Origin of the sequence: Kitasatospora sp. NPDC093806, assembly GCF_040683335.1 — a bacterium.
Classification (GTDB): Bacteria; Actinomycetota; Actinomycetes; order Streptomycetales; family Streptomycetaceae; genus Kitasatospora.
This window is the reverse complement of the sequence record NZ_JBFBDO010000124.1, coordinates 1-21,601: the sequence shown is the minus strand read 5'-3', so window position 1 is coordinate 21,601 and position 21,601 is coordinate 1. Positions and strand designations below refer to the sequence as shown.

Below are 21,601 nucleotides of genomic sequence, written 5' to 3'. Positions count from 1 at the left end.
CGCGCCCGGGCGCCGAACGCGGCGGCGCACTCGGCCGCGACGTACGCCGGGTCCGCCGCCCGCAGGCCGGCCAGCTCGGCGTCGAAGGCGGGCAGCCGCTCGTCCGGCACCGGAAAGAGGAAGGCCGGCAGGCAGCCCTCCACCAGCGTCCGCAGCAGCGGCAGTTCCGGCTCCCCGGCCAGCCGGGGCCGGACCTCCCGCACCCACGGCCGGTGCACCTCGTGCCCGCCGATCCCGAGCGCCACCCGCAGCCCGAGCACCGTCTCGGCCAGTGGCGACACCGCGAACCGCACCCGGGCCACCTCCGCCGCCGACAGCCGGATCTCCACCGCCACGCCGCCGCCCCCTCGATCGTTTAGCGCCAGCTGAACAGTAACCGGATCCGGCCGCGCGCCCGCAGGCTGTCCGCCATGGAGTTCTTCACCTCGTACGACGGAACGACGCTGGCCTTCCGCACCGTGGGCGACGGTCCGCCGCTGCTCTGCCTGCCCGGCGGTCCCGGCCGCGCCGCCGAATACCTCGGCGACCTCGGCGGCCTCGCCCGGACCCGCACCCTGATCCTCCCCGACACCCGGGGCACCGGCGCCTCCGCGACGCCCGCCGACCCGGCCACCTACCGGATCGACCGGCTGGTCGCCGACGTCGAGTCGCTCCGCCGCCACCTCGGCCTGGACCGGGTCGACCTGCTCGGCCACTCCGCAGGCGGCGGCCTCGCCCTGCTGTACGCCGCCGCGCACCCGGAGCGGCTGACCAGCCTGACCCTGCTCACCGCGTCCTTCGCCGCCGTCGGCCTGCCCTCCGACACCGGGGCGGAGCAGGTCATCGCCGTCCGCGCCGCCGAACCCTGGCACGCGGCCGCCGTCGAGGCCTACCGCGGCATGAAGTCCGCCCGCAGCTTCACCGAGGCAGCAGCTCATCGGCTCGCCTTCGAACCGCTGATGTACGGCCGCTGGGACGCTGCGGCCCGCGCGCACGCCGCCGCCGACCCGGCCCAGCGCTCACTGGCCGTCAGCGACCACTACTACGCGGGCTACACCCCCGACACCGACCACCTGCACGCCCGCCTCGGCGCCCTGCCCTGCCCCGTCCTCCTCCTCGGCGGCGAACTCGACCTCTGGCCCACCGCCACCGCGACCACCGCGGCCGCCGCCCTCTTCCCCCACCCCACCGTCGCCGTCCAACCCGCCGCCGGCCACTACCCCTGGCTCGACGACCCCGCCGCCCTCGCCGGCACCGTGGAGGACTTCCTCGCCCACCTGACGGTGAGCTGAACACCCGTGGGTACCGACTCGGTCCCGCCGTAGGTCGCGCCGGCCACCCTGCCCACGCTTCGACCGGATCGCCCGGCGGCCGGCCACAGGGGTCCTGAGCAGGCTGTCGGTGGGCCGTGGTTGGATGCGGCGCCGATGCCGAACGAGGGGGAAGAGATGACGCGCACGACACCGCCGAGGCCGCTGGACATCACGGTGCCGTTTCCGGAGCTGGCCGGTCTGGCCAGGACGGCCACCAGGCTGCATCCGTGCCCCGGGGCTCCGACCGTGCACGACAGTTCGGTGGGCGGGCCCCTCCTGTGGCCGGCGGACGAGCCCTGGCCGCACTGCGATCCGGGGTACCCGTCCTACCGGCCGGTGACGACGCTCGCGGACGTCCGCGAGTTGCGGGACCTGCTCACCCGGGCCTGGTCGCGGCCCCGGGGGCCCCAGGAGAATCTGCTGACCGCGCGCGAGAGCGAGACCGTGGACCGGATCCATGCCGGGCCCGCAGCGGAGCTGCTGCCTCCGGGGCCGCTGCCGCTGATTCCGCTCGTGCAGCTCTACGCCCGGGACGCACCCGGCCTGGCCTACCCGGACGGGACGGACCTGCTGCAGGTGCTGTGGCTGCCGTCCATCGGGGTCGAAGGCTCCTCCGAGGCCGTGCAGCTGCGGTGGCGACAGGCCTCGGAGGTCCGGCGGGTACTGACCGACCCTCCGGAGCCCGCCTATGTCCAGCTGCGTGATCACGTGCCGGAGCCGTGCGTACTCCACCCGGAGCGGGTGCGGGAGTTCCCGCCCTACCAGGACCTCGACGAGGAACTGGCGGAGCGACTGGACGCATGGTGCGCGCGGCGGTCGGTGGACTACCAGTCCGATCTGTCCGTCGCGCCCGGTTGGAAGGCGGGCGGCTGGCCGGCCCACTTCACCTTCCGGGATCCGGCCGACTCCGCCGAACTGCACTGCGGCGAGTGCGGCGGGGCGGTCACGGCGCTGCTCACCGTCGACGGGACCGAGTGGGACGGGGCCACCGGCAGCTGGCGTCCGGTCGAGGCGGACGAGGACGCCGAGGGCGTGGAGAAGCCGCTCGGGCACCCGTACCGGAGTCTGCGGCAGCCGACGATGGTGTCCATCGGTCGCGGCTACACCCTGCAGTTCTACAGCTGCGTCGGCACGCCGTCCCACCTGCCACGGACCATCATGCAGTAGCCGGACCGGAGCGTACGGCGCGGCGGGCAGCCACCCGGGTGGGGCCGGGGGGTAGCCCCCCGGGGGAGACGACCGGACGGGCCCGGTGCGGGCGGCACGAGGCCGCCCGCACCGGGGGCGGGGTCAGCCGGTCAGTTCCGCGCGCAGGCGTCGGGCGGCCGTGACCAGGTGTTCCAGCGAGGCGCGGGTCTCCGTCCAGCCGCGGGTCTTCAGGCCGCAGTCGGGGTTGACCCAGAGCCGTTCGGCCGGGATCGCCGCCAGTCCGGCACGCAGCAGGGCGGCCACCTCGTCCGCGCTGGGCACCCGGGGCGAGTGGATGTCGTAGACGCCGGGGCCGACCTCGCGCGGGTAGCCCGCCCCGGCCAGTTCGCGGGCGACCTCCATGTGCGAGCGGGCCGCCTCCAGCGAGATGACGTCCGCGTCGAGTTCGTCGATCGCCGTCATGATCGCGCCGAACTCGGCGTAGCACATGTGGGTGTGGATCTGGGTGTCGGCCCGGACGCCGGAGGTGGTGAGCCGGAACGCCTCGGTGGCCCAGCGCAGGTAGTCGGGCCGGTCGGCCGCGCGCAGCGGCAGGGTCTCGCGCAGGGCCGGTTCGTCGACCTGGACGACGGCGGCGCCGGCGGCCTCCAGGTCGGTGACCTCGTCGCGCAGGGCGAGGGCGACCTGGCGGGCGGTGTCGGCGAGCGGCTGGTCGTCGCGGACGAAGGACCAGGCGAGCATGGTGACCGGGCCGGTGAGCATGCCCTTGACCGGGCGGTCGGTCTGGTCCTGGGCGTAGCGGAACCAGTCGACGGTCATCGGGTGCGGGCGGGAGACGTCGCCGGCGAGCACCGGGGGCCGGACGTAGCGGGTGCCGTAGGACTGCACCCAGCCGTGCCGGGTGGCGAGGTAGCCGGTGAGCTGCTCGGCGAAGTACTGGACCATGTCGTTGCGTTCGGGCTCGCCGTGGACGAGGACGTCCAGGCCGGCCTTCTCCTGGTGGGCGACGACCTCGCGGATCTCGGCGCGGATCCGGTCCTGGTAGCCGTCGGCGTCCAGCCGGCCGGCCCGCAGGTCGGCCCGGGCGGTGCGCAGTTCGGTGGTCTGCGGGAAGGAGCCGATGGTGGTGGTCGGCAGCAGGGGCAGCTTCAGCCGGGCGCGCTGGGCCCGGGCCCGGTCGCGGTAGGCCTGGGGGCGGCGGGCGTCGGCGGGGGTGGTGGCGGCGGCGCGGGCGCGGACGGCGGGGTCGTGGGTGAGGGCGGAGGCCGCGCGGGAGGCCAGGTCGGCGCGGTTGGCGGCGAGTTCGCCGGCGATCGCGAAGGTGCCCTCGCGCAGGCCGCGGGCCAGGGCGGCGGTCTCGGCGGTCTTCTGCCGGGCGAAGGCGAGCCAGCGGGCGACCTGCGGGTCGAGGTCGCGTTCGGCGTCGACGTCGAGCGGGACGTGCAGCAGCGAGCAGGAGGGCGCGACGTCGACGCGGTCGGCGAGGCCGAGCAGGGTGGCCAGGGTGACCAGCGACTGCTCCAGGTTGTTGATCCAGACGTTGCGGCCGTCGACGACGCCGGCGATCAGGCGCTTGCCGGGCAGGCCGCCGACGGCGGCGAGGTCGGCCAGGTTGGCGGCGGCCGGTCCGGTGAGGTCGAGGCCGACGCCCTCGATCGGGGCCTTGGCGAGGACGGGCAGCGCGGCGCCGAGGCGGTCGAAGTAGCTCGCGACCAGGATCTTGGGGCGGTCGGTGAGCGCGCCGAGTTCGCGGTAGACGCGGGCGGCCGCGCCCAGTTCGGCCGGGCTGCGGTCCTGGGCCAGGGCGGGTTCGTCGAGTTGGACCCACTGGGCGCCGGCCGCGCGCAGTTCGGCGAGGAGTTCGGCGTAGACGGGCAGCAGGCGGTCGAGCAGGGTGAGCGGCTGGAAGGCGGCGGGGACGCCGGGGGCGGGCTTGGCGAGCAGCAGGTAGGTGAGCGGGCCGAGCAGTACCGGACGGACGGTGTGGCCGAGGGCGAGCGCCTCGCGCAGTTCGCCGACGGGCTTGGCGGGGTTGGCCGCGAACACCGTGCCCGGGCCCAACTCGGGCACCAGGTAGTGGTAGTTGGTGTCGAACCACTTGGTCATCTCCAGCGGCGCGACGTCCTGGGTGCCGCGGGCCATGGCGAAGTAGCCGGCCAGCGGGTCGGCGGCGACGGCGGCGCGGTGGCGGGCCGGGATGGCGCCGACGGCCACGGTGGTGTCCAGCACGTGGTCGTACAGCGAGAAGTCGCCGGTGGGCAGTTCGGCGAGGCCGGCCTCGGCCTGCCGGCGCCAGTTGTCGCGGCGCAGTCCGGCGGCGGTGGTGTGCAGGTCGGCGGCGGTGACGCGGCCGGCCCAGTAGCCCTCGACCGCCTTCTTCAGCTCGCGGTCGGGGCCCTGGCGGGGGTAGCCGTACGCGGTGGCCAGCGGGCCGCCCGGGGCGACGGCGGTGGCGTTGACGGGGGTGGTGCTCGGTGACACGGAACTCTCCTTCGCGAGTCGCGCTGCGATCCCGGGAGAGCTCGTGGACGTGGTGATGCGGCGGTGCGGCACGGCACCGGAGGGTGCCCGCCCGCGTCGCCGACCCGCCCTCGAGGTCACCGAGATCACCGCGTGCGGGGTGCACGCGGGCAGTGGCAGGTCTTCGGACTCGCGGGCTCGTCGCAGGCCTGGTCGGCCTCCGGCACCTAGTGGCCGTCGCTTCCCGGACCTCGGGGGTCCAGTGCGTGTGACGGCGGTCGTTCCCACTCACCGCTGCGGGGCAGTCCCGGACTGGCCAGTCGAATGGCTTCACCGGGTTCCCTCTTACGACGCTCCCGCCTGGCGGGCGGGGCGAACCGACTGCGCCCCCATCATAGGTCGTCGGGGCGCGGTCGGCGGGGCGGTATCCGCGACCCCGGTGGGATCGACGGTCACCGCCCCGCAGCGGATGCATGGCGAGGTACTGATGAACTCGACTGCGACGTCGAGTACTTGTCGCTGCGTCAGAGGCCGAGGACGTTCAGGCCGTTGCCGCAGACGTTGAGCTGGAAATTGATCGGGATCTGGATCTGGTTGCCGGACAGGACGCCCGGCGAACCGGTCACCACACCCTGGGCGGTGGCGCTGCCCTCGTTGATGCACACGGTGCCGCCGCCCGGCAGGGAGTGGTTGCCGCCGAGGACGGGCGGGGTCGGCTGTTCGTCGCAGCCGGCGGCGGCCACGCCCGCGGAGGAGAGGACCAGTACGGCGGCGATGGCCGCGCCGGACAGGAACTTTCGGGTGTTGTTCATGTGCCGAGAGGTACCTCCCCACCCCTCACTCCAGACCGATAATCACACTATTCACTCGAACTGCCTCTTGCGGACGATCCTCCTGCCGGGCCGTGAGGAGCTCGTCGAGGTCCTCGGTCCGGAAACCGCTGGCCTGCGCCCACAGGAAGAAGAGGTAGGACACCGCGGCGATCACCAGGGTGTCGGCCGGGAAGGGGATCGAGTGCTCCCCCGTCGGCCCGTACTCGCCGTAGTAGGACAGCGGCAGCAGCGCCAGCAGCAGGCCGAGCAGCCAGATCCCGCCGACGACGTGGCGGCGCCCCTCCGGGCTGCTCGCCGCCCACAGCACGGCCGTGAACGCGGCGACGCACAGCGCGAAGGCGCCCGCGTAGAGCCCGAAGCCCCAGCCGTGGTGGCCACCGCCGTGCGCGGCCAGGAACCAGCCGCCGGAGGCGGTGATCCACACCCAGGCCACCAGGAAGGCCGCCGACAGCGGGACGGCGACCGCCGTCTCCACCCAGCCGCGCCGCACCGCGGTGTAGGCGGCGAACACCGGCAGCCCGGCGAAGACCGTCACCAGCAGGGTGACCAGCGTGGTGAAGCCCGACCAGTAGATCACCAACACGCTGCAGACGAAGCTGGCCGGGGACCACAGCGCCGCCCAGCGGAGCCGGAACGGCCGCGGCAGGTCGGGGGCCGTGCGGCGCAGCGAGGAGAGGCTGGCGCTGCCCATCAGGAAGGTCAGCACGCCCGCGGCGGAGATGAACGAGACCAGTTGGTACCAGCTGGGCGCGGGGATGAAGAACAGGCAGCCGACCAGGAAGCAGCAGAAGGTGGCGATGGTCGGCACCCCGCGCGGGGACAGCCGGCGAAACACCTCGGGGGCGGCCCGGTGGTGGGCCAGCGCCTGGCTGACCCGGGCGCTGTTGCCGAGGTAGATCCAGCCGGCCCCGGCGGGCGAGAGGACGGCGTCGATCAGCAGCACGGTGCCGAAGGCCGCGAAGCCGGCGGTGCCGACCGCGTCGAGGGCGTGGAAGAACGGCCCGGAGGCCCAGCCGCTGCTGTTGAGCGCCGTCCAGTCGCCGGGCGTGACACCTGCGTCCTGCCAGTCGATCGCGCCGATGAAGGCGATCTGCAGCAGGGTGTAGAGGACGGTCGGGACGGCGATCGCGACCACGATGGCGATCTTGGAGTCGCGCTGCGGGTTCTTCATCTCGCCGCCGAAGTCCAGCGCCTGCCGAAAGCCCACGAAAGCGAACGCGATGCCGGTGGAGGAGATGGCGTGCACGGTGCTCGCCCCGCCGAGCGGGAGGAAGCCGCCGGCCGGCGAGAAGTTGTCGCTCCGCAGGACGAGGAAGAGCAGCAGGAAGGTGGCGACCGGGACGACGATCTTCCAGAGCGTCACCCAGTTCGTCGCCACGCTGAACTTGCGGATGCCGATGACGTTGATGACGTAGAAGACCAGCATCAGCGCGATGGCGGAGAGGATGCCCTGCGGCCAGGTGAGCATGGTGGTGCCGTCGACCTGCTCGACCACGTGTAGCCCCGGGAAGCGGCTGCCGAGGTAGGTCATCACCGCGACGGCCTCGACGGCGGGGATGGAGACGGCGAAGAGCCAGGCGGCCCAGCCGATGATCCAGCCGGTGAACGCGCCGTGGGTCAGATAGGGGTAGCGGACGACGGTCCCGGTCAGCGGGAGCATGCCGCCGAGTTCGATCCAGGTCAGGGCGATGACCATGAAGACGGCGCCGGCGATGACCCAGGACAGGATCGCGGCCGGCCCGGCGACTCCCGCCGCGGAGAGCACCGCGAAGAGCCAGGCGGAGCCGATCTGGCCGCCGATGCTGAGGAAGATGAGCTGGGGCAGGGTGACTTCCCGCCGCATCCGGCGTCTGTGCTCGGGCTGTTCGTCGCTCATGTGGGTACCCCTCCTTGAGGCCGCGCGCGTTCGGGGGAATTTCAGGGGAGAGCGGGGGCGGGACGGTCCCGCCCCCGCGGGGGTCGATCAGGTCGGGTCAGGTCACAGGCCGGTGAGCGCCTGGGCGAGCGCGGTCCGGTCGACCTTGCCGGTCGGGGTGAACGGGAAGGCGTCCACCACGACGTACCGGGCCGGCACCATGTGGCCGGGCAGCACGCCCTGCAGGCTGGTCCGCAGCGCCGCCTCCTCGATCCGCTCGCCGGGCACCCGTACGCAGTGCGCGGCCAGGAACTGGTCGCCGGTGGCGGTGGCGTGGACGGTCACCAGCGCGTCGCTGACCCCGGGCAGCTCGCGCAACCGGGTCTCCACCTCGCCCAGTTCGACCCGGGAGCCCTTGATCTTGACCTGGCTGTCGCGCCGGCCGAGGAACTCCAGCGTGCCGTCGGCCAGGATCCGGCCGTAGTCGCCGGTCAGGTAGGCCGGGATGCCCAGCCGGTCCCAGCTGCGGAACCGCTGCGCGGTCAGCTCGGGCCGGTTGAGGTAGCCGTCCGCGACCGCGACCCCGCCGATGCAGATCTCCCCCACCTCGCCGTCCTTGACCTGCCGCAGCTCGGCGTCGACGACCTGGACCACCGCGTTGTCGATCGCCCGCCCGATGGACGGCAGCACCGGCCAGCCGGCCGGGTCGCCGGTGAGCTTCTCGGCGGTGATGACGTGGGTCTCGGTGGTGCCGTACTGGTTCTCCAGGCTGGCGCCGGTGCGGGCGAAGAAGGTCCGCACGGACTCGCCGATCTGGAGCTGCTCGCCCGCGGTGATGACCTCCTTGAGGGAGCCGGGGAACCGGTCCTGCTGGACGGCGGCCTCGATCACCTGGTGCAGCGAGACGAACGGCAGGAAGACCCGGTCGATCTTCTGCTCGTCGATGTAGGCGAGCAGCTTGCCGGGGTTGCTGCGGGTGGCCTCGTCGACCAGCACCAGGGTGCCGCCGCTGGCCCAGGTGCCGAAGATCTCCTGGAACGAGACGTCGACGCTGAGCGGCCACAGCTGGAGGGTGTTCCAGCCCACCGTGGAGCCGGAGTTGGCGACCTGCCAGGCGGTCAGGTTGGCGAGCGCGTCGTGCGGCATCGCGACGCCCTTGGGCCGGCCGGTGGAGCCGGAGGTGTAGCTGATGTAGGCCAGGTCCTCGGGACGGGCGTCCGAGCCCCAGCGGGTCGGCTCGCCGTCGGCCTCCCCGTCCAGCACGTTGTCCAGGACCTCCAGCTCGCAGCCCTCGGGCACGGTGATCAGGTCGGCCAGGTGGGCCCGGCAGAGCAGCCGGTCGGCGCCGCTGTCGGCGAGCATGTAGTCCAGCCGGCCGCGCGGGTAGGTGTCGTCCAGCGGTACGTACGATCCGCCGCCGGCCAGCACGGCGAGGACGGCGATCGCGAGCTCCGGGGACCGGTCGTTGAACAGCGCGGCGCGGGTGGTGCCGGCCAGGTGGCCGGCCAGGCGCTGGATCGCCGCCTGGACCTGCCGGTAGGTCAGCTCACCGCCGGGCCAGCGCAGCGCGATGACATCGGGGTGGGCCTGCGCCTGCGCGGCCACCATCTCGTGCACGAGCCGCAGCTCCGGGCTGCTCGTGCTGCCGTGTTCGGTCATGGGTTAGCCCCTCCTTCTCCGCGGCCACGACGGGTGGCGGCGGACGGCGATACGGGAACGCGGCATGCCGGTGGGCGGCATGCGCGGGGTGGAACGTGGGAGACGGAATGCGGGACGCGAGGCGCGGGGGCGCGAGGCGCGGGGGCGCGGGACGCGAGGCGCGGGAGCGCGGAGTACCGGGTGCGGGACGCGGGCGGTCCGGACGGGTCGGGCGGGTCTGGCGGGTCGGTCAGACCCCGCCGCCGATGACGATGTCGTGCTTGGTCGCCAGCGCCCGCATCTCGTCCATGTACTCGTCCACCAGCTCCTGCGTCACCTTCGGGCAGCAGCCGGCGATGAAGTCGCGGATCATCTCGTCCATGTCCAGCTCGTCGGCGGTGCGGTAGAAGTCCTTGCGGGACTCCAGGTAGGCCCGGTCGACCTCCAGGCCGAACTCGGCGGCCCTGGCCTCGGCGTACTCGGGGTGGGTCAGGTAGCGGTAGGACTGCGAGCCGGGGATCGGGCAGAGCGGTCCGAAGTCGAGGGCCGCGAAGGTCCTGGGGTGCTCCTCAACGATCTCGGTCAGCGCCCGGTGGTTGTCGGCCATGATCTCGGGGGTGATGCCGAGGTGGGTCACCACCAGCCCGGCGGTGATCATGCCGCCGCGGTCGATGACGCCCTCCAGGGCCCGCAGGTTGTGGCCCATCGGCGCGTGCTTGCGGCCGCGGCCGCCGACCGGCTGCTTGTTCATGACCCGCAGCGACACGTCGGACAGGCCGTCGAAGCCGATGAAGAAGTGGTCCAGGCCCAGCTTGTTGACCAGGGTGTCGATGCGGTCGGCGCCGGTGGCGAACGCCTCGGCCCGCGCGTAGCCGAACATCTTGGGCCGGTCGGCCTCCGGGATGGCCAGGAACCAGGCCGGCGGGTTCGCCGCCATCGCGCGCAGCATCCGCCAGAGGGTCAGCGGAAGCTCGTCGGCGGTGATGTAGAAGTAATTGAAGCCCTGGTTGTAGGCGTTCTCCAGAATCCGCCAGGCGCGCTCCGCCTCGGGCGCGATGATCTCCCGGACGCCGGGAATGATGCCACAGAAGTCACACGCGTTCAGCGGGACCCCTTCGAGCCTTTCCCCGGCGAATTTGATGCAGCCGCGGCCGATGTCGACCACCTGGCTGCGCAATTCCCGGTCGCGCATGAAGAAGTAGACCTTCTGCTGACCGTCCAGGTAGTGCTTCTCGTGCGGGAAGAGACTGTCCATGAGACGGTAGTCGACCAGTGGGAGCCGGTTGTACTCGGCGGGATTCTCGGGATTGCGGTGCACCGCGCCGTCGGCGTCCCGGTAGACCAGGCCGGCGTAGTCCATGGCGGATCTCAGCCGGCCGGTGAGCCGGTCGGCCATGAAGTCGGCGAAGCCCTCGACCACGTCGTTGCCGTAGAAGCCGACGTCGACGACCGGCTGGTTGGCCATCACCCGGTCGTAGAGGGCGGAGAAGTGGTCGTTGCCCAGCACGACCACGAGGTCCGGGTTGAGCTCCTTGGCGCGCTTGGCCATGGTGATCGAGGCGCCGTAGTTGGCGGTCAGGACGCTGAAGCAGAGCGCCCGTATCCGGTGCGCGTTGGCCTCGATGAATTCCACCAGGGCGGAATTCCCGTGGACCGTTCCGTCGAAGTACCCGACCCCCAGTCCGGTACCGTCGAGGCGCGGGTGCAGGGCACTCATCAGGGTCAGCAGACCGAGATTCGGATAGATGGAGGTGTTCGCGCTGGAAGTGTGGCGCGAAGTGTCATTGGCGTTGACGAACAGGACGTACTCTTCGGGTTCGGCCATGGCAGCAAGCTAGCAGCCGGTAAGGGCACGGATGTTCGCCCATTCACCGCTTTGACATCACGCCCACGTCAATCTTGAAACGCGTTTCATTCTTGACATTTCCTGGCGAGAAGCGCCTACTCGGCGGCGACCACCGCGGGTTCGCCGGCGGTGAGCCGCACCAGGTCGGCGAAGGTGGTCCGGAAGACCGAGTGCGGCAGGCCGGCGCCGGTCCAGACGTGCGGGTGCTCGTCGAGCGCGACGTCCACCAGGGTGCGGATCACCTGCGGGTGGCCGATCGGGGCGACGCCGCCGACCTCCTGGCCGGTGACCCGCAGGACGAACTCCGGGGTGGCGCGCCGGATCTTGCCGCGGCCGACACCGAGCAGCCGGGCCAGCAGCCGGGTGTCCACCCGGTGGGCGCCGCTGGTCACCACGAGCAGCGGGTTGCCGTCGATGTCGAAGACCAGGCTGCTGGCGATGGCGCCGACCGGGCAGCCGAGCTGTTCGGCGGTCGCGGCGGCGGTGGGCGAGGCGGCCGGCAGCTCGACGATCTCCTCGGAGCCCCCCGCCTCGCGCAGGACCGCGCGCACCCGCTCGACTGCCCCTTGCAAGGTGCCCTCCCGCGCTCTGGAGCCGGTGACGCCGGGGTGACTGCGCGTCACACCGGGCTGCTGTGCGCGACCGTACCCCATGCGTCCCCCGAGCATCAAGGCGCACCAGGGGACACCGGACGCTTCACAACGGGCGGTGCCGGCGCCCCGGCAGGACGGGGCACCGGCACCGCGACGGATCGGCTCTGCTCAGGTCAGGTCGGCTCGGCTCGGGTCGGCTCAGGTCAGCTCGGGTCGGCTCTCCTCAGGTCGGCTCTGCTCGGGTCAGCTCAGCCGGCCGACGTGGGCGAGGGCCCGCTTGAGCAGGACGCCCTGCCCACCCGGCATCTCCTGCTGCACCACCGGCGAGGCGGCCTCCTCCGGGCTGAACCAGACCAGGTCCAGCGCGTCCTGGCGGGGCCGGCAGTCGCCCGCCACCGGGACGACGTAGGCCAGCGAGACCGCGTGCTGGCGCGGGTCGTGGAACTCGGTGACGCCCAGGGTCGGGAAGTACTCCGCGACGGTGAACGGCTGGAGCGAGGTCGGGATCCGGGGCAGCGCCACCGGGCCGAGGTCCTTCTCCAGGTGCCGCAGCAGCGCGTCGCGGACCCGCTCGTGGTGCAGCACCCGGCCGGAGACCAGCGTGCGGCTGACCGTGCCGTCCGGGCCGATCCGCAGGAGCAGTCCGATCTGGGTCACCTCCCCGGTGTCGTCGACGCGGACCGGCACGGCCTCGACGTACAGGATCGGCATCTTGGCCCGGGTGGTCTCCAGTTCCTCGGGAGCGAGCCAGCCGGGCGTGGTTTCGGTGATCTCAGACACCGGTCGATCGTACGTTCTCCGGCCCCCGCCGCGCGGGCTGACCCTCCGTCGCGCCGCGCGCGGCGGGGCCGGGAGGCCGGTCAGACCAGGTAGTCCTCCAGGCCGCCGTCCCGCCGGATGTCCAGGGTCACGCAGTGGAAGCCGCCGCCCAGCACCCGGGAGTGCCGCAGCCGGTGCGGCAGCACGGTGATCCCGGCGTGCTCCAGCAGCTTGATCAGGCTCTCCTGGCCCGATTCGACGATCGCCGTGTCCGGGCTGACCATCAACAGGTTCATGCTGATCCAGCTCTCGCTGAGCGCGTGCTCGGGGGTGTCGCCGGACGGCTCGGCCGGCGGGCACCACAGGATGTCCCAGCCGCGCAGCGGCTCGGGCACCGTCTCCCGGGTGACCCGCTCCGGGTTGAGCAGCACGAGTCCGGGCCGCAGCAGCGCGATCGTGCTGTCGATGTGGGTGTACCCGTAGATGTCGCGCAGCGGGTGCAGCCGCAGTCCGCCGTCACCGAGCAGGCCGAGGGTGGACTCCAGCCAGCGCAGGCCGAGTTCGTTGCCGCTGCGGGAGACCTGGTAGAAGACGTCGCGGCCGAGCCGCAGCACGTTGGCGGCGTCGAAGACCGGCTCGGCCTCGCCCAGCAGCGGCAGCCCGTCCTCGTCGAACTCGAAGAGCTCGTCGTTCAGTTGCGGCCGGGGGGCGGCCAGCCAGCGGGCGCCGCGGCGCAGGTAGTCCTGGAAGAGGCCGCGCAGCCCGAAGACCTCGAAGTAGCGCTGCCGCATCGGGCTCGCCACCTCGATCACGGTGTCCCCGATCACCAGGGTGAGGTCGCGCGGGCAGTAGGAGTGGAAGCCCCCGTCGGCCTGCCAGTGCGGGGCGGCGAACGCGGCCGCGTGGTCCACCGGTTCGGGCTGGTGGACGGTGACGCCGAGGCCGCGCAGGGTGGCCACCAGCGCGTCCAGGTCCTCCTCGGTCTCCTCGACCACCTGCCGGGAGTACGGCCCGACCTCGATCGAGGCCAGGTCCGCCGCGCTGGTCTTCGGGAAGCAGGACAGCCAGGAGGACGGCTCGGTCTGCTCGGGCAGCCGGGCACCGACGGCGGTGCCGACCACCACCTCGCGCAACGTGGTGAACTCGTCCCAGCTGTGGACCGGACGGGCCGGACGGGTCGAATCGGGCATGACTCCCCCTTGACACGGGATCGGGAACGGGCGGACTGCCGAGGAGGACGCGGCGGCGGGAGGATCGGCGGGCCTGGGGTTCGCCGCACGGGAGATCACCGGCCGGGGCAGCCCGAAGCGGGGTTCGGGGGGCCGGGATCGATCGTCAAGCTACCCGGCGGGCCGACGGCGGCGCAAGGACCGTGATCGATTCCGGTCGCCCCGCCGCCGTGGCCCACGCGTTGTTCAATTCCCGTGCTGACGTTGAACAATGACCTGACGTCAGGTCACGCCGCGCGGCGTCCGGCTCACCACCGCCACACCCGTCTGATCCGGCTTCCGCCCGCGAGCGCCAGCAGCGCCCCGCCCGCCGCCGAGAAGCCGGCCACGGCCAGGTTGGTGCGCTGGGCGCGGCGCCGGTCGGCGGCGGCGGCCCGCGCGGAGGCGGCGAGGAAGGCCCGCTCGACGCCGACCGGGGCGAGCTCGCCGTCCGCCACCCGGCGGCGGAGCCGTTCCATCCGGTCGCCCCGGTAGAGCAGCCCCGGGTCCCGGTCGGCGGCCGCCCAGCTGCGGGCGGCCGCGGTGAGCCGGCGGTGCTCCCCGAGCGCCTCGCGCCCCTCGGCCAGCCAGCCGCGCAGCCGGGGCCAGACCTGCGGGAGCGCGTGGTGGGCGAGTTCGACGGTGTCCCGGTCGACCACCACCAGCCGGGCCCGGACCAGCCGTTCGAGGACCTCCGGGACCCCGGGGTCGTCGAACTCGGCCCGGCCGACCGGCTTCCGCCCGCCCTCGTCGCCGGCCGGGCCGCCGCCGGGCGCCCCGCAGGCCGGCACCGCGACGGACAGGCCAGCGGCGGACGACCCGGCACCGGACAGGCCCGCGGCGGAGAGCCCCGCGCCCGACAGCCCCGCACCCGGCAGCCCCGCACCGGCTGCCGCCGGGCCGGCCGACGGCGCCCCGGACGTGGCCGGACCGGACGCCGGGCCGCCCGCGGACGCGGGCTCCCCGTCCGGCAGCAGCTCCCCGGCGAGCCGCAGGAACACCGCCCGCGCCCGGTCCCGGTCGGCCGCGTCCAACCCCTCGAACAGCGCCTCGGCGGTCCGGGCCAGCGCGCCCTCGAAGCCGCCGGTGGCCTGGAACCCGGCCAGGGTGAGCGCGTTGCCGCTGCGCCGCCGCCAGGTCTCCAGCAGCGCCGCCGACAGCAGCGGGAGGGCGCCCGGCTGCTGGGCGGCGGTCGAGATCAGGACGGCCAGCAGCGCGCCCTCGACGGTGCAGCCGGCCCGCGAGGCGGGTTCGGTGATCGCCCGCCGCAGCTCGTCCGGCGCCGGGCGGCCGACCGTCAGCAGCGCGTGCCGGGCCGCCTCGGCCAGGCCCGGGTGCTCGGCGAACAGCGGCCCGCTCTGGTCGGAGCGCAGCACCAGCACCACCCGGCAGCGGCCCGGCCCGTACGCCGGAAGCCCGTCCGGCGCCGGGCCGGGCCCGCCCGTGGACGCGGCCGCCGCCAGCAGTGCGTCCAGGAACCGGGCCCGCTCCCCGGCGTCCCGGCACCGGGTGCGCAGTTCCTCCGCCTGGTCCACCACCAGGACCGGGTCGCCGTCCGCGGGGCCGGCCGCGCCCCGAGCCGCGCCCCCGGCCGCGGCCTGCTGCCCGGCCCGCGCCACCTCCCCGGCCCGCTGCCCGAGCCGGGCGAGCGCCAGCGCGTACGCCTCCATCGGCCGCTCGCCGGGCGTCAGCAGCGCCACCGGCACCCCGCCGCCGGCCGACCCCCAGCGGGCCAGCAGACCGGCTCTGACCAGCGAGGACTTCCCCGCCCCGGACGGGCCGACGAGGATCACCAGCCGCCGTTCGGCGAGCAGGCCGAGCAGCCGGTCCAGCAGCGCCTCCCGGCCGAAGAACCGTTCGGCGTCGGCCGCCTCGAAGGCCGCGCCGCCCGGGTACGGAGCCCGTCCGACGTCCTGCGCCCGCCGCCGCGCCGCGGTCTCGGCGGCGAGCTCGGCGGCCAGCAGCTGCCAGCGGTGCTGCCAGTCCCGCACGTCCCCGCCGCAGGCCTGCACATAGGCGAGGGTGACGGCCAGACTGGGCAGCCGCCGGCCGCCCGCGGCCACCGACAGGCTGGCCGCCGAACAGTGCGCCCGTACCGCGAGTTGGCGGTAGGGCGGACGCCCGGCCCGTTCCCGCAACGCTCTCAGATCGCCCGCGAACCGCAGCAGCGGCCCGTCCCCGGGGTCCAGTGGACTCTCCCGACGTGGCACTACGGCCCCCCTTCTCCCTTGAAGCGGTGTCCCGACCACTCATGTGCGCGCGCCCCGCGCCCCGCGCGGGCGTGCGCCCATCCCCCGGCGATTCATCATGCCCAGCTCAGTTGGTGTCGAACAATGGTGCCTACGGGTCGTTTGTTCCGAGTTGATGTTCAATGTCCAGCCGCACGGCGCCGAACAATGGCGGTGGGATAGAACCGGGAGCCGAAGCCTTCGCTGCCTTCGGAGACAGCCATGAAGTTCACGCGGTACTACCGTTCACTGCTGTCCACGCCCGCGATGGCGGTGGAGCGGTACGCCAAGAGCCACGAGTCCGGGGCCGACATCGCCATGGTCGATCTGGAGGACTCGGTCCCGCCGGCCCTCAAGGAGGAGGCCCGCCGACTCGCCGAGGAGTTCTTCACCCTGCCGTCCGCCCGGCTCGCGCGCTGCGCGGTGCGGATCAACACCCTCTCCGGGCCGGAGGGCCTGCGCGACCTGATCGCCCTCACCCGGTACCGCGTCAAGCCGGACCTCGTGCTGATCCCGATGGCGGAGTCCCCCCGCGACATCGAGATCGCCGCCGCCGCGCTCGCCCCGGACTGCCCGGACACCGAGTTCCTGGCCGTCGTGGAGACGCCGCTGGGCATCGAGCACGCGCCGGCCATCGCGGCCGCCGGGCACGGGCTGCGCGGACTGGTCTTCGGTTCGGCCGACTACGCCTTCGCGGTGGGCGCCCGGATCTCCTGGGAGGCGCTGGCGCACGCCCGCGGCCGGGTGGTCAACAGCGCCCGCGGCGCCGGGGTGGAGGCGATGGACGCGCCGTTCTTCGAGGTCGCCGACCTGGCCGGACTGCGCCGGGAGGCCGGGCTCGCCCGGGACCTCGGCTTCAGCGGCAAGATCGCCGTCCATCCCCGGCAACTGCCGCTGATCACCCAGGCGTTCAGTCCGGACGAGGAGCTGCTGGACCGGGCCCGCCGGGTGGTCGCGGCGGGCCTGGAGACCGGCCGCTCGGTCACCGTGGTGGACGGGGTGATGGTCGGCATGCCGTTCTTCGAGGCCTCGCAGCGCCTGATCGAGCAGTTCGACCCGCCGCAGCCGCCGCCCGTCCCGCAGCAGTCCCCCGCCCCGCGCCGGCCTTCCGCCCCGCACCATCCCCCTCACCCTACGACGGAGACGTGACGATGACCGAAGAAACCATCCTCGGCCCGCGCCGGTACCGCAACGCCGAGAAGATGCTGGCCACGGCCGACCCGGTGTGGCGGGCGGCCGCCGCCAACGGCCTGATCGGCATCACGGTGGACTCGGAGTCCAACAACCGGCTGATCGTCCGCGAGACCGGCCACGAGTTCGCCAACATGGTCTCCTGCGCCTACCTGGGCCTGAACAACCACCCGGCGGTCGCGGCCGGCGCGGTCGACGCCCTCGCCGAGTCGCACAGCACCTGGCTGGTCACCTCGACCACCCGGATCCGGCACAACCTGCTGGTGCGGCTGGAGGAGGAGCTGGGCGAGCTGTTCGGCGCGCACATCCTGCCCGGCGCGTCCTGTACCTCGCTCACCGCCGGCATCCTGCCGCTGATCGCCTCCGGGCACCTGGACGGCACCTGCGAGGAGGGCGGCGGCCCCCGGGTGATGGTCTTCGACCGCTTCTGCCACTTCTGCATGGCCTACGTGAAGCCGATCTGCGCGGACGAGTCGCTGGTGCTGACCTGCCCGCACAACGACCTCGACTACCTGGAGGACATCTGCCGCAAGTACCCGCGGGTCGCCTACGTGGCGGACGGCGCGTACTCGATGGGCGGGGCGGCCGCCCTCGACGGCCTGCTCGAACTCCAGGACCGCTACGGCCTGTTCCTCTACATCGACGACTCGCACTCGCTGTCCATCATGGGCGAGCGCGGCGAGGGCTTCGTCCGCTCCCGGCTGGAGATGAACCCCCTCACGGTGATCGTCGCCAGCCTCGGCAAGGGCTTCGGCACCGGCGGCGGCGTCGCGATGCTCGGCAACCGCGAGCAGTTCGAGTTCCTGCACCGGCACGCCGGCCCGGTCGGCTGGTCGCAGAACGTCGCGCTGCCCCTGGTCGGCGCCTCGCTGGGCAGCGCCGCCATCCACCGCTCCCCCGAACTCGCCGAGCTCCAGGGCCGGTTGAGCCGCAACATCGACCTGTTCGACGAGCTGCTGCCGACCACCTTCGCGGGCAACGGCCTGCCGGTGCGCCGGGTGGACGTCGGCGAGGCCGAGCGCGCGGTCAAGCTCTCCGCCCAGCTCTTCGAACGCGGCTTCTACAGCTCGGCGGTGTTCTTCCCGATCGTGCCCAAGGGCGAGGCCGGGCTGCGGCTGATGCTGCGCGCCGACATGGACGAGCGGCTGATCCGCGAGTTCGCCGGGCACGTCAAGGAACTCACCGAGGACATCTGACCACCGCCGGCTGCCACGACTTGGGGGAACCGTCATGGACGGAACGGAACCCGCCGGCTACCGGCGGATCGGCGAGCACCGCTACCGCGAGGTGGTCGGGCGCCACTACGAGGAGTTCACGGTCGGCGAGGTGGTCGAGCACCGCCCCGGGCGGACCGTCACCGAGCTCGACAACGTACTGATGAGCATGCTCAGCATGAACGACGCGCCGATCCACATCGACGCCGCCTACAGCGCGCACACCCCCTGGGGGCGGCCGATCGTCTCCAGCCTGGTGACGCTCAGCATCGTCGGCGGCATGACCGCGCGCTCCACCAGCGGGCGCACCATCGCCAACCTGGGCTGGGAGAACATCCGGATGACCCATCCGGTGTTCGTCGGCGACACCCTGTACGCGGAGACCGAGACGCTCGCCAAACGGCTCTCCAAGAGCCGCACCGGGCAGGGCATCGTCAACTGCCGCACCACCGGGACGAAGTCGGACGGCGAGGTGGTGGTGGTCTTCGAACGCAGCTTCCTGGTCCCGCTGCGCGGGTACGGCCTGGACGAGGCCACCGGGTACTGACGGGTACTGACGGGTACCGACGAGGGCCGTCGGGGCCCGGCGCCGACCGAGGTGCCGGGCCCCGACGGTCGGTCGGTCCCCGACTCAGTCCTCCCGGCGCACGTCCACCAGCACCTTGCCCATGGTCTCCCGCGCGGCCAGCGCCCGGTGCGCGCCCGCCACCCCGGTCAGCGGCACGGTGCGGTCGATCCGCGCCACCAGCCGTCCCTGCGCGGCCAGTTCGAAGAGCCGGCCGGCGATGCCCGCGAACAGCACCCGGTCTGCCAGCACCTGCTCCAGCCAGAAGGCCAGCAGGCCCGCCGAGCGATCGGCCAGCTCGTCCACCGAGAAGACGTCCTCCGGTCCGCCCCGGGCACCGACCGAGAGGAGCCGGCCGAACGGGGCCAGCGCGGCCAGTCCGGCCCGCAGCACCGGGCCGCCGACCGAGTCCACGAACAGGTCCACGCCGCCCGACTCCGCAAGCCGCCCGGCGAGTCCCGGGTCGCCGGGATCGAGCGTCCGGTCCGCACCCAGCGAGCGGACGAACGCCCGCTTCTCCGGCGTGGAGGCCAGCCCGACCACCCGGCCCGCGCCCAGCTCCCGGGCCAGCTGCACCACCAGGTGGCCGACCCCGCCGGCGGCCGCCGTCACGGCGACCGCCTCCCCCGGCCGCAGCCGGCCCGCCAGGGTCAGCGCGCCGTACGCCGTCGCCCCCTGCTCCAGCAGCGCGAGCGCCTGCTCGTCGCCCACCCCGTCCGGCACCTCGACCGTGAACGCCTGCTCGACGCGGGCCACTTCGGCGTACCCGCCACCGGAGCGCAGCAGCGCGGCGACCCGCCGGCCGTCCGCGCGCCGCCGGCCGACCACGTCGGCGCCGAGCACGGCCGGCAGCGGGTAGCGGGCGTACTCGCCGGTGCGGCAGTGCAGGTCCGCGTAGTTGAGCCCGGCCAGCGTGACGTCGATCAGCGCCTGCCCGGGTCCGGCCACCGGTTCGGGCACCGTCTCGGTCCGGAACTCCTCGGGCCCGCCGTAGCGGTGGATCACCGCCGCGCGCATCCCGGCCCGCGCCGGGTGGCCCGCCGGGTGCGGCGCGCCCGCCTCCGGCCTCACTCGGCGAACAGCGCGAGCAGCCGGATCTCGGTGGCGCGGGCCGCCGCCGCGTCCTCGGCGATCACGCAGTACATCACCGAGCCGTCCGCGCGCCCGAAGTCGCAGCTGAACACCACGCCGGTACCGGTCACCGGGTCGAAGGCCAGACCGGCCCGGTCCAGGGCGGCCAACGCCTCGGCGAAGGAGGGCACTTCGAGGCCCGCCAGCTCCAGGATGGTGCGCGTGTCCCGGTGCTCGGCGCGCAGCAGCCGGCCGAACAGGACGTCGTACAGGTGGCTGGAGCCGGTGAGCCGCCCGTTGGTCTCGTGAAAGAAGATCTCGCCCTTCGGCGTCAGGACGGCGTCCGCGCTGACCGTGCCCCGGTAGCCGAGCACCCGCAGGGCCTCGGCCAACCTGGCTCCCTGCTCGACGAGTTCGGCCCGGACGGCGGGGTCCGGGGTGACCGGCGGGGTGATCTCGCCGGCCACCACCGGCCGCATCACCATCTCGCCGCAGCCGGACAGCACCACCTCCCGGTCGCCGATCACGAACTCGGCGTACAGCGGCGCACTGTCCGCGAAGTACCGCTCCACCACCACCCGTTGGCCGCGACCGCCGGTCAGCCAGTCCCAGCGTTCGGCGACGTACCCGGCCACCGCCGCCCGGTCCGCCAGCGGCACCACCCGCTCCGCGCCGACGGCGGCGACCTGCTCCGCCCGGCTGAGGATCTCGTTGCCGAAGCCGCCCGCCTGGTACTCGACCTTCACCATCACGCTGTGCCCCTGCGCCAGCAGGCCCTCGACGGCGGCCTCCACCGCGGCCAGGGAGCCGGCGACCGTCCCGGGCGGGATCGCCACCCCGGTGCCCGCCGCCAGCGCCCGGAACGCCGCCTTGCTGTTGACCAGCGCGTTGCCGCCCTGCGCGGCGAAGGCGTGACCGGGCATCGCGTGCTCGGCGCCGAGCGCGCCGGCCAGCTCGGCCACCGCCCCGTTCGGCGAGATGGCCAGCACCCGGTGCAGCGGGCGCCCGTCCAGGACGCGGCGCAGCTCCGCCCGGAAGACCGGGTCGGCCAGCCGGTCGCCGGTGAGGATCTCGGTGCCCTCGGCGCCCGGCGGCGGCACCACGAAGGCCAGGCTCTCGGCCCGGACGCCGGTCAGCCCGGTGACGTACGCCAGGAAGCCGGGGTCGGGGCCCCAGGGCAGGACGAGGACGTCGCCGTCCTCGGCCCACCAGAGCATCCGCTGCGCCCCGCAACCGGCGAACCGCTGCGCGAGCGGCGACATCCCGGTGAGGTCCCCGACCATCTCCTCGGTGCGGTTGTTTCCGATGCAGAGCGTCGTCATCCGGTGAACTCCCCTGGCGTCCGGCGTGTCCTCTGGTTCCACGGCACGCGTGGGGCGTGCGCTACAGGTGTAGCGCACCAGGGTTGTTCTGGTTCGGCGCTCGGCCATTGAACAATAACGCCGAACAACCACCGCCCCGAGGCGACAACGACCGACCCCGGCGCGCTCAGGTGCACCAGAACAGGAACGGGGTGCAGGTCTTCGTCGGCTGCGCGGAAGGCGTGGCCGACGGCGGCGCGGTGGGCGTGGACGGCGGGATGGACGGCGGGGTGGACGTCGGCGGCGGGCTCGGCGCGGGAGACGCGGGCGGTGCGGTGCTTGCCGGGGCCGCGCTCGACACCGGCGGGGCCGGCGGCGGGCTCGGGGTACCGCGGTCC

Annotated in this window: 17 protein-coding genes, 1 pseudogene and 1 riboswitch; of the genes and pseudogenes, 6 read left to right on the top strand and 12 right to left on the bottom strand. The window is 73.6% G+C overall.

What is annotated here, in order from left to right; genetic code table 11:
* Positions 1–335 (bottom strand): annotated as a pseudogene (locus AB0N76_RS34605) (transcriptional regulator); the annotation flags it as partial.
* Positions 336–410: 75 nt separating this feature from the next.
* Here AB0N76_RS34605 and AB0N76_RS34600 point away from each other — a divergent pair.
* Complete coding sequence (locus AB0N76_RS34600; RefSeq protein ID WP_363564113.1) at positions 411–1,271, top strand: alpha/beta hydrolase; 861 nt, start codon at positions 411–413, stop codon at positions 1,269–1,271.
* A gap of 156 nt (positions 1,272–1,427) precedes the next feature.
* A complete protein-coding gene (locus tag AB0N76_RS34595; protein WP_363564111.1) occupies positions 1,428–2,459 on the top strand; it encodes a hypothetical protein in 1,032 nt (343 codons plus the stop codon).
* Between the two features lie 123 nt (positions 2,460–2,582).
* Here the strand turns inward: AB0N76_RS34595 and metE are convergent, their stop codons facing one another.
* From metE to AB0N76_RS34550, 9 genes are all read right to left on the bottom strand, one after another.
* Positions 2,583–4,922 carry a 5-methyltetrahydropteroyltriglutamate--homocysteine S-methyltransferase gene (gene metE, locus AB0N76_RS34590; RefSeq protein ID WP_363564109.1) on the bottom strand — a complete coding sequence of 780 codons (2,340 nt, stop codon included), beginning with the start codon at positions 4,920–4,922 and terminating at the stop codon, positions 2,583–2,585.
* Positions 4,923–5,079: 157 nt separating this feature from the next.
* Positions 5,080–5,249: riboswitch (cobalamin riboswitch) on the bottom strand.
* A gap of 176 nt (positions 5,250–5,425) precedes the next feature.
* Complete coding sequence (locus AB0N76_RS34585) at positions 5,426–5,713, bottom strand: chaplin (protein WP_363564107.1); 288 nt, start codon at positions 5,711–5,713, stop codon at positions 5,426–5,428.
* Between the two features lie 25 nt (positions 5,714–5,738).
* Complete coding sequence (locus AB0N76_RS34580; RefSeq protein ID WP_363564105.1) at positions 5,739–7,610, bottom strand: APC family permease; 1,872 nt, start codon at positions 7,608–7,610, stop codon at positions 5,739–5,741.
* Positions 7,611–7,712: 102 nt separating this feature from the next.
* Positions 7,713–9,248 (bottom strand): amino acid adenylation domain-containing protein, encoded by a 1,536-nt coding sequence (locus AB0N76_RS34575; protein ID WP_363564103.1) that lies wholly within the window; start codon positions 9,246–9,248, stop codon positions 7,713–7,715.
* Positions 9,249–9,477: 229 nt separating this feature from the next.
* A complete protein-coding gene (locus AB0N76_RS34570; protein ID WP_363564101.1) occupies positions 9,478–11,052 on the bottom strand; it encodes a hypothetical protein in 1,575 nt (524 codons plus the stop codon).
* Between the two features lie 116 nt (positions 11,053–11,168).
* Entirely contained in the window at positions 11,169–11,645 is a 477-nt protein-coding gene (locus AB0N76_RS34565) for a YbaK/EbsC family protein (protein WP_363564099.1), read from the bottom strand.
* 264 nt (positions 11,646–11,909) lie between these two features.
* Positions 11,910–12,437 carry an NUDIX hydrolase family protein gene (locus tag AB0N76_RS34560; RefSeq protein WP_363564115.1) on the bottom strand — a complete coding sequence of 176 codons (528 nt, stop codon included), beginning with the start codon at positions 12,435–12,437 and terminating at the stop codon, positions 11,910–11,912.
* An 89-nt stretch (positions 12,438–12,526) separates the two neighbouring features.
* Positions 12,527–13,615 (bottom strand): inosamine-phosphate amidinotransferase 1, encoded by a 1,089-nt coding sequence (locus AB0N76_RS34555; RefSeq protein WP_363564098.1) that lies wholly within the window; start codon positions 13,613–13,615, stop codon positions 12,527–12,529.
* A 287-nt stretch (positions 13,616–13,902) separates the two neighbouring features.
* The gene (locus AB0N76_RS34550; RefSeq protein WP_363564096.1) at positions 13,903–15,843 is read right to left on the bottom strand and encodes a hypothetical protein; all 1,941 of its coding nucleotides are present in this window, start codon (positions 15,841–15,843) and stop codon (positions 13,903–13,905) included.
* 240 nt (positions 15,844–16,083) lie between these two features.
* Here AB0N76_RS34550 and AB0N76_RS34545 point away from each other — a divergent pair, with 240 nt between their 5' ends.
* The 3 genes from AB0N76_RS34545 to AB0N76_RS34535 are packed head-to-tail and all read left to right on the top strand — an operon-like array spanning position 16,084 to position 18,813.
* Positions 16,084–17,010 (top strand): CoA ester lyase, encoded by a 927-nt coding sequence (locus AB0N76_RS34545; protein WP_363564094.1) that lies wholly within the window; start codon positions 16,084–16,086, stop codon positions 17,008–17,010.
* Positions 17,011–17,012: 2 nt separating this feature from the next.
* Positions 17,013–18,248, top strand: coding sequence for an aminotransferase class I/II-fold pyridoxal phosphate-dependent enzyme (locus tag AB0N76_RS34540; RefSeq protein WP_363564092.1), 1,236 nt, complete (start codon positions 17,013–17,015; stop codon positions 18,246–18,248).
* 34 nt (positions 18,249–18,282) lie between these two features.
* On the top strand, positions 18,283–18,813 hold the full coding sequence (locus AB0N76_RS34535; protein WP_363564090.1) for a MaoC family dehydratase: 531 nt from the start codon (positions 18,283–18,285) through the stop codon (positions 18,811–18,813).
* Between the two features lie 84 nt (positions 18,814–18,897).
* Here the strand turns inward: AB0N76_RS34535 and AB0N76_RS34530 are convergent, their stop codons facing one another.
* Together AB0N76_RS34530 and AB0N76_RS34525 are read right to left on the bottom strand one after the other, a co-directional pair.
* Complete coding sequence (locus tag AB0N76_RS34530) at positions 18,898–19,902, bottom strand: zinc-binding dehydrogenase (RefSeq protein WP_363564088.1); 1,005 nt, start codon at positions 19,900–19,902, stop codon at positions 18,898–18,900.
* Positions 19,899–21,224 carry a peptide ligase PGM1-related protein gene (locus tag AB0N76_RS34525; protein ID WP_363564086.1) on the bottom strand — a complete coding sequence of 442 codons (1,326 nt, stop codon included), beginning with the start codon at positions 21,222–21,224 and terminating at the stop codon, positions 19,899–19,901. The genes AB0N76_RS34530 and AB0N76_RS34525 overlap by 4 nt, the downstream gene beginning before the upstream one ends.
* Positions 21,225–21,394: 170 nt before the next feature.
* Between AB0N76_RS34525 and AB0N76_RS34520 the strand changes: the two genes are divergently transcribed.
* A partial coding sequence (locus AB0N76_RS34520) for a hypothetical protein (protein ID WP_363564084.1) occupies positions 21,395–21,601 on the top strand: 207 nt, incomplete at its 3' end.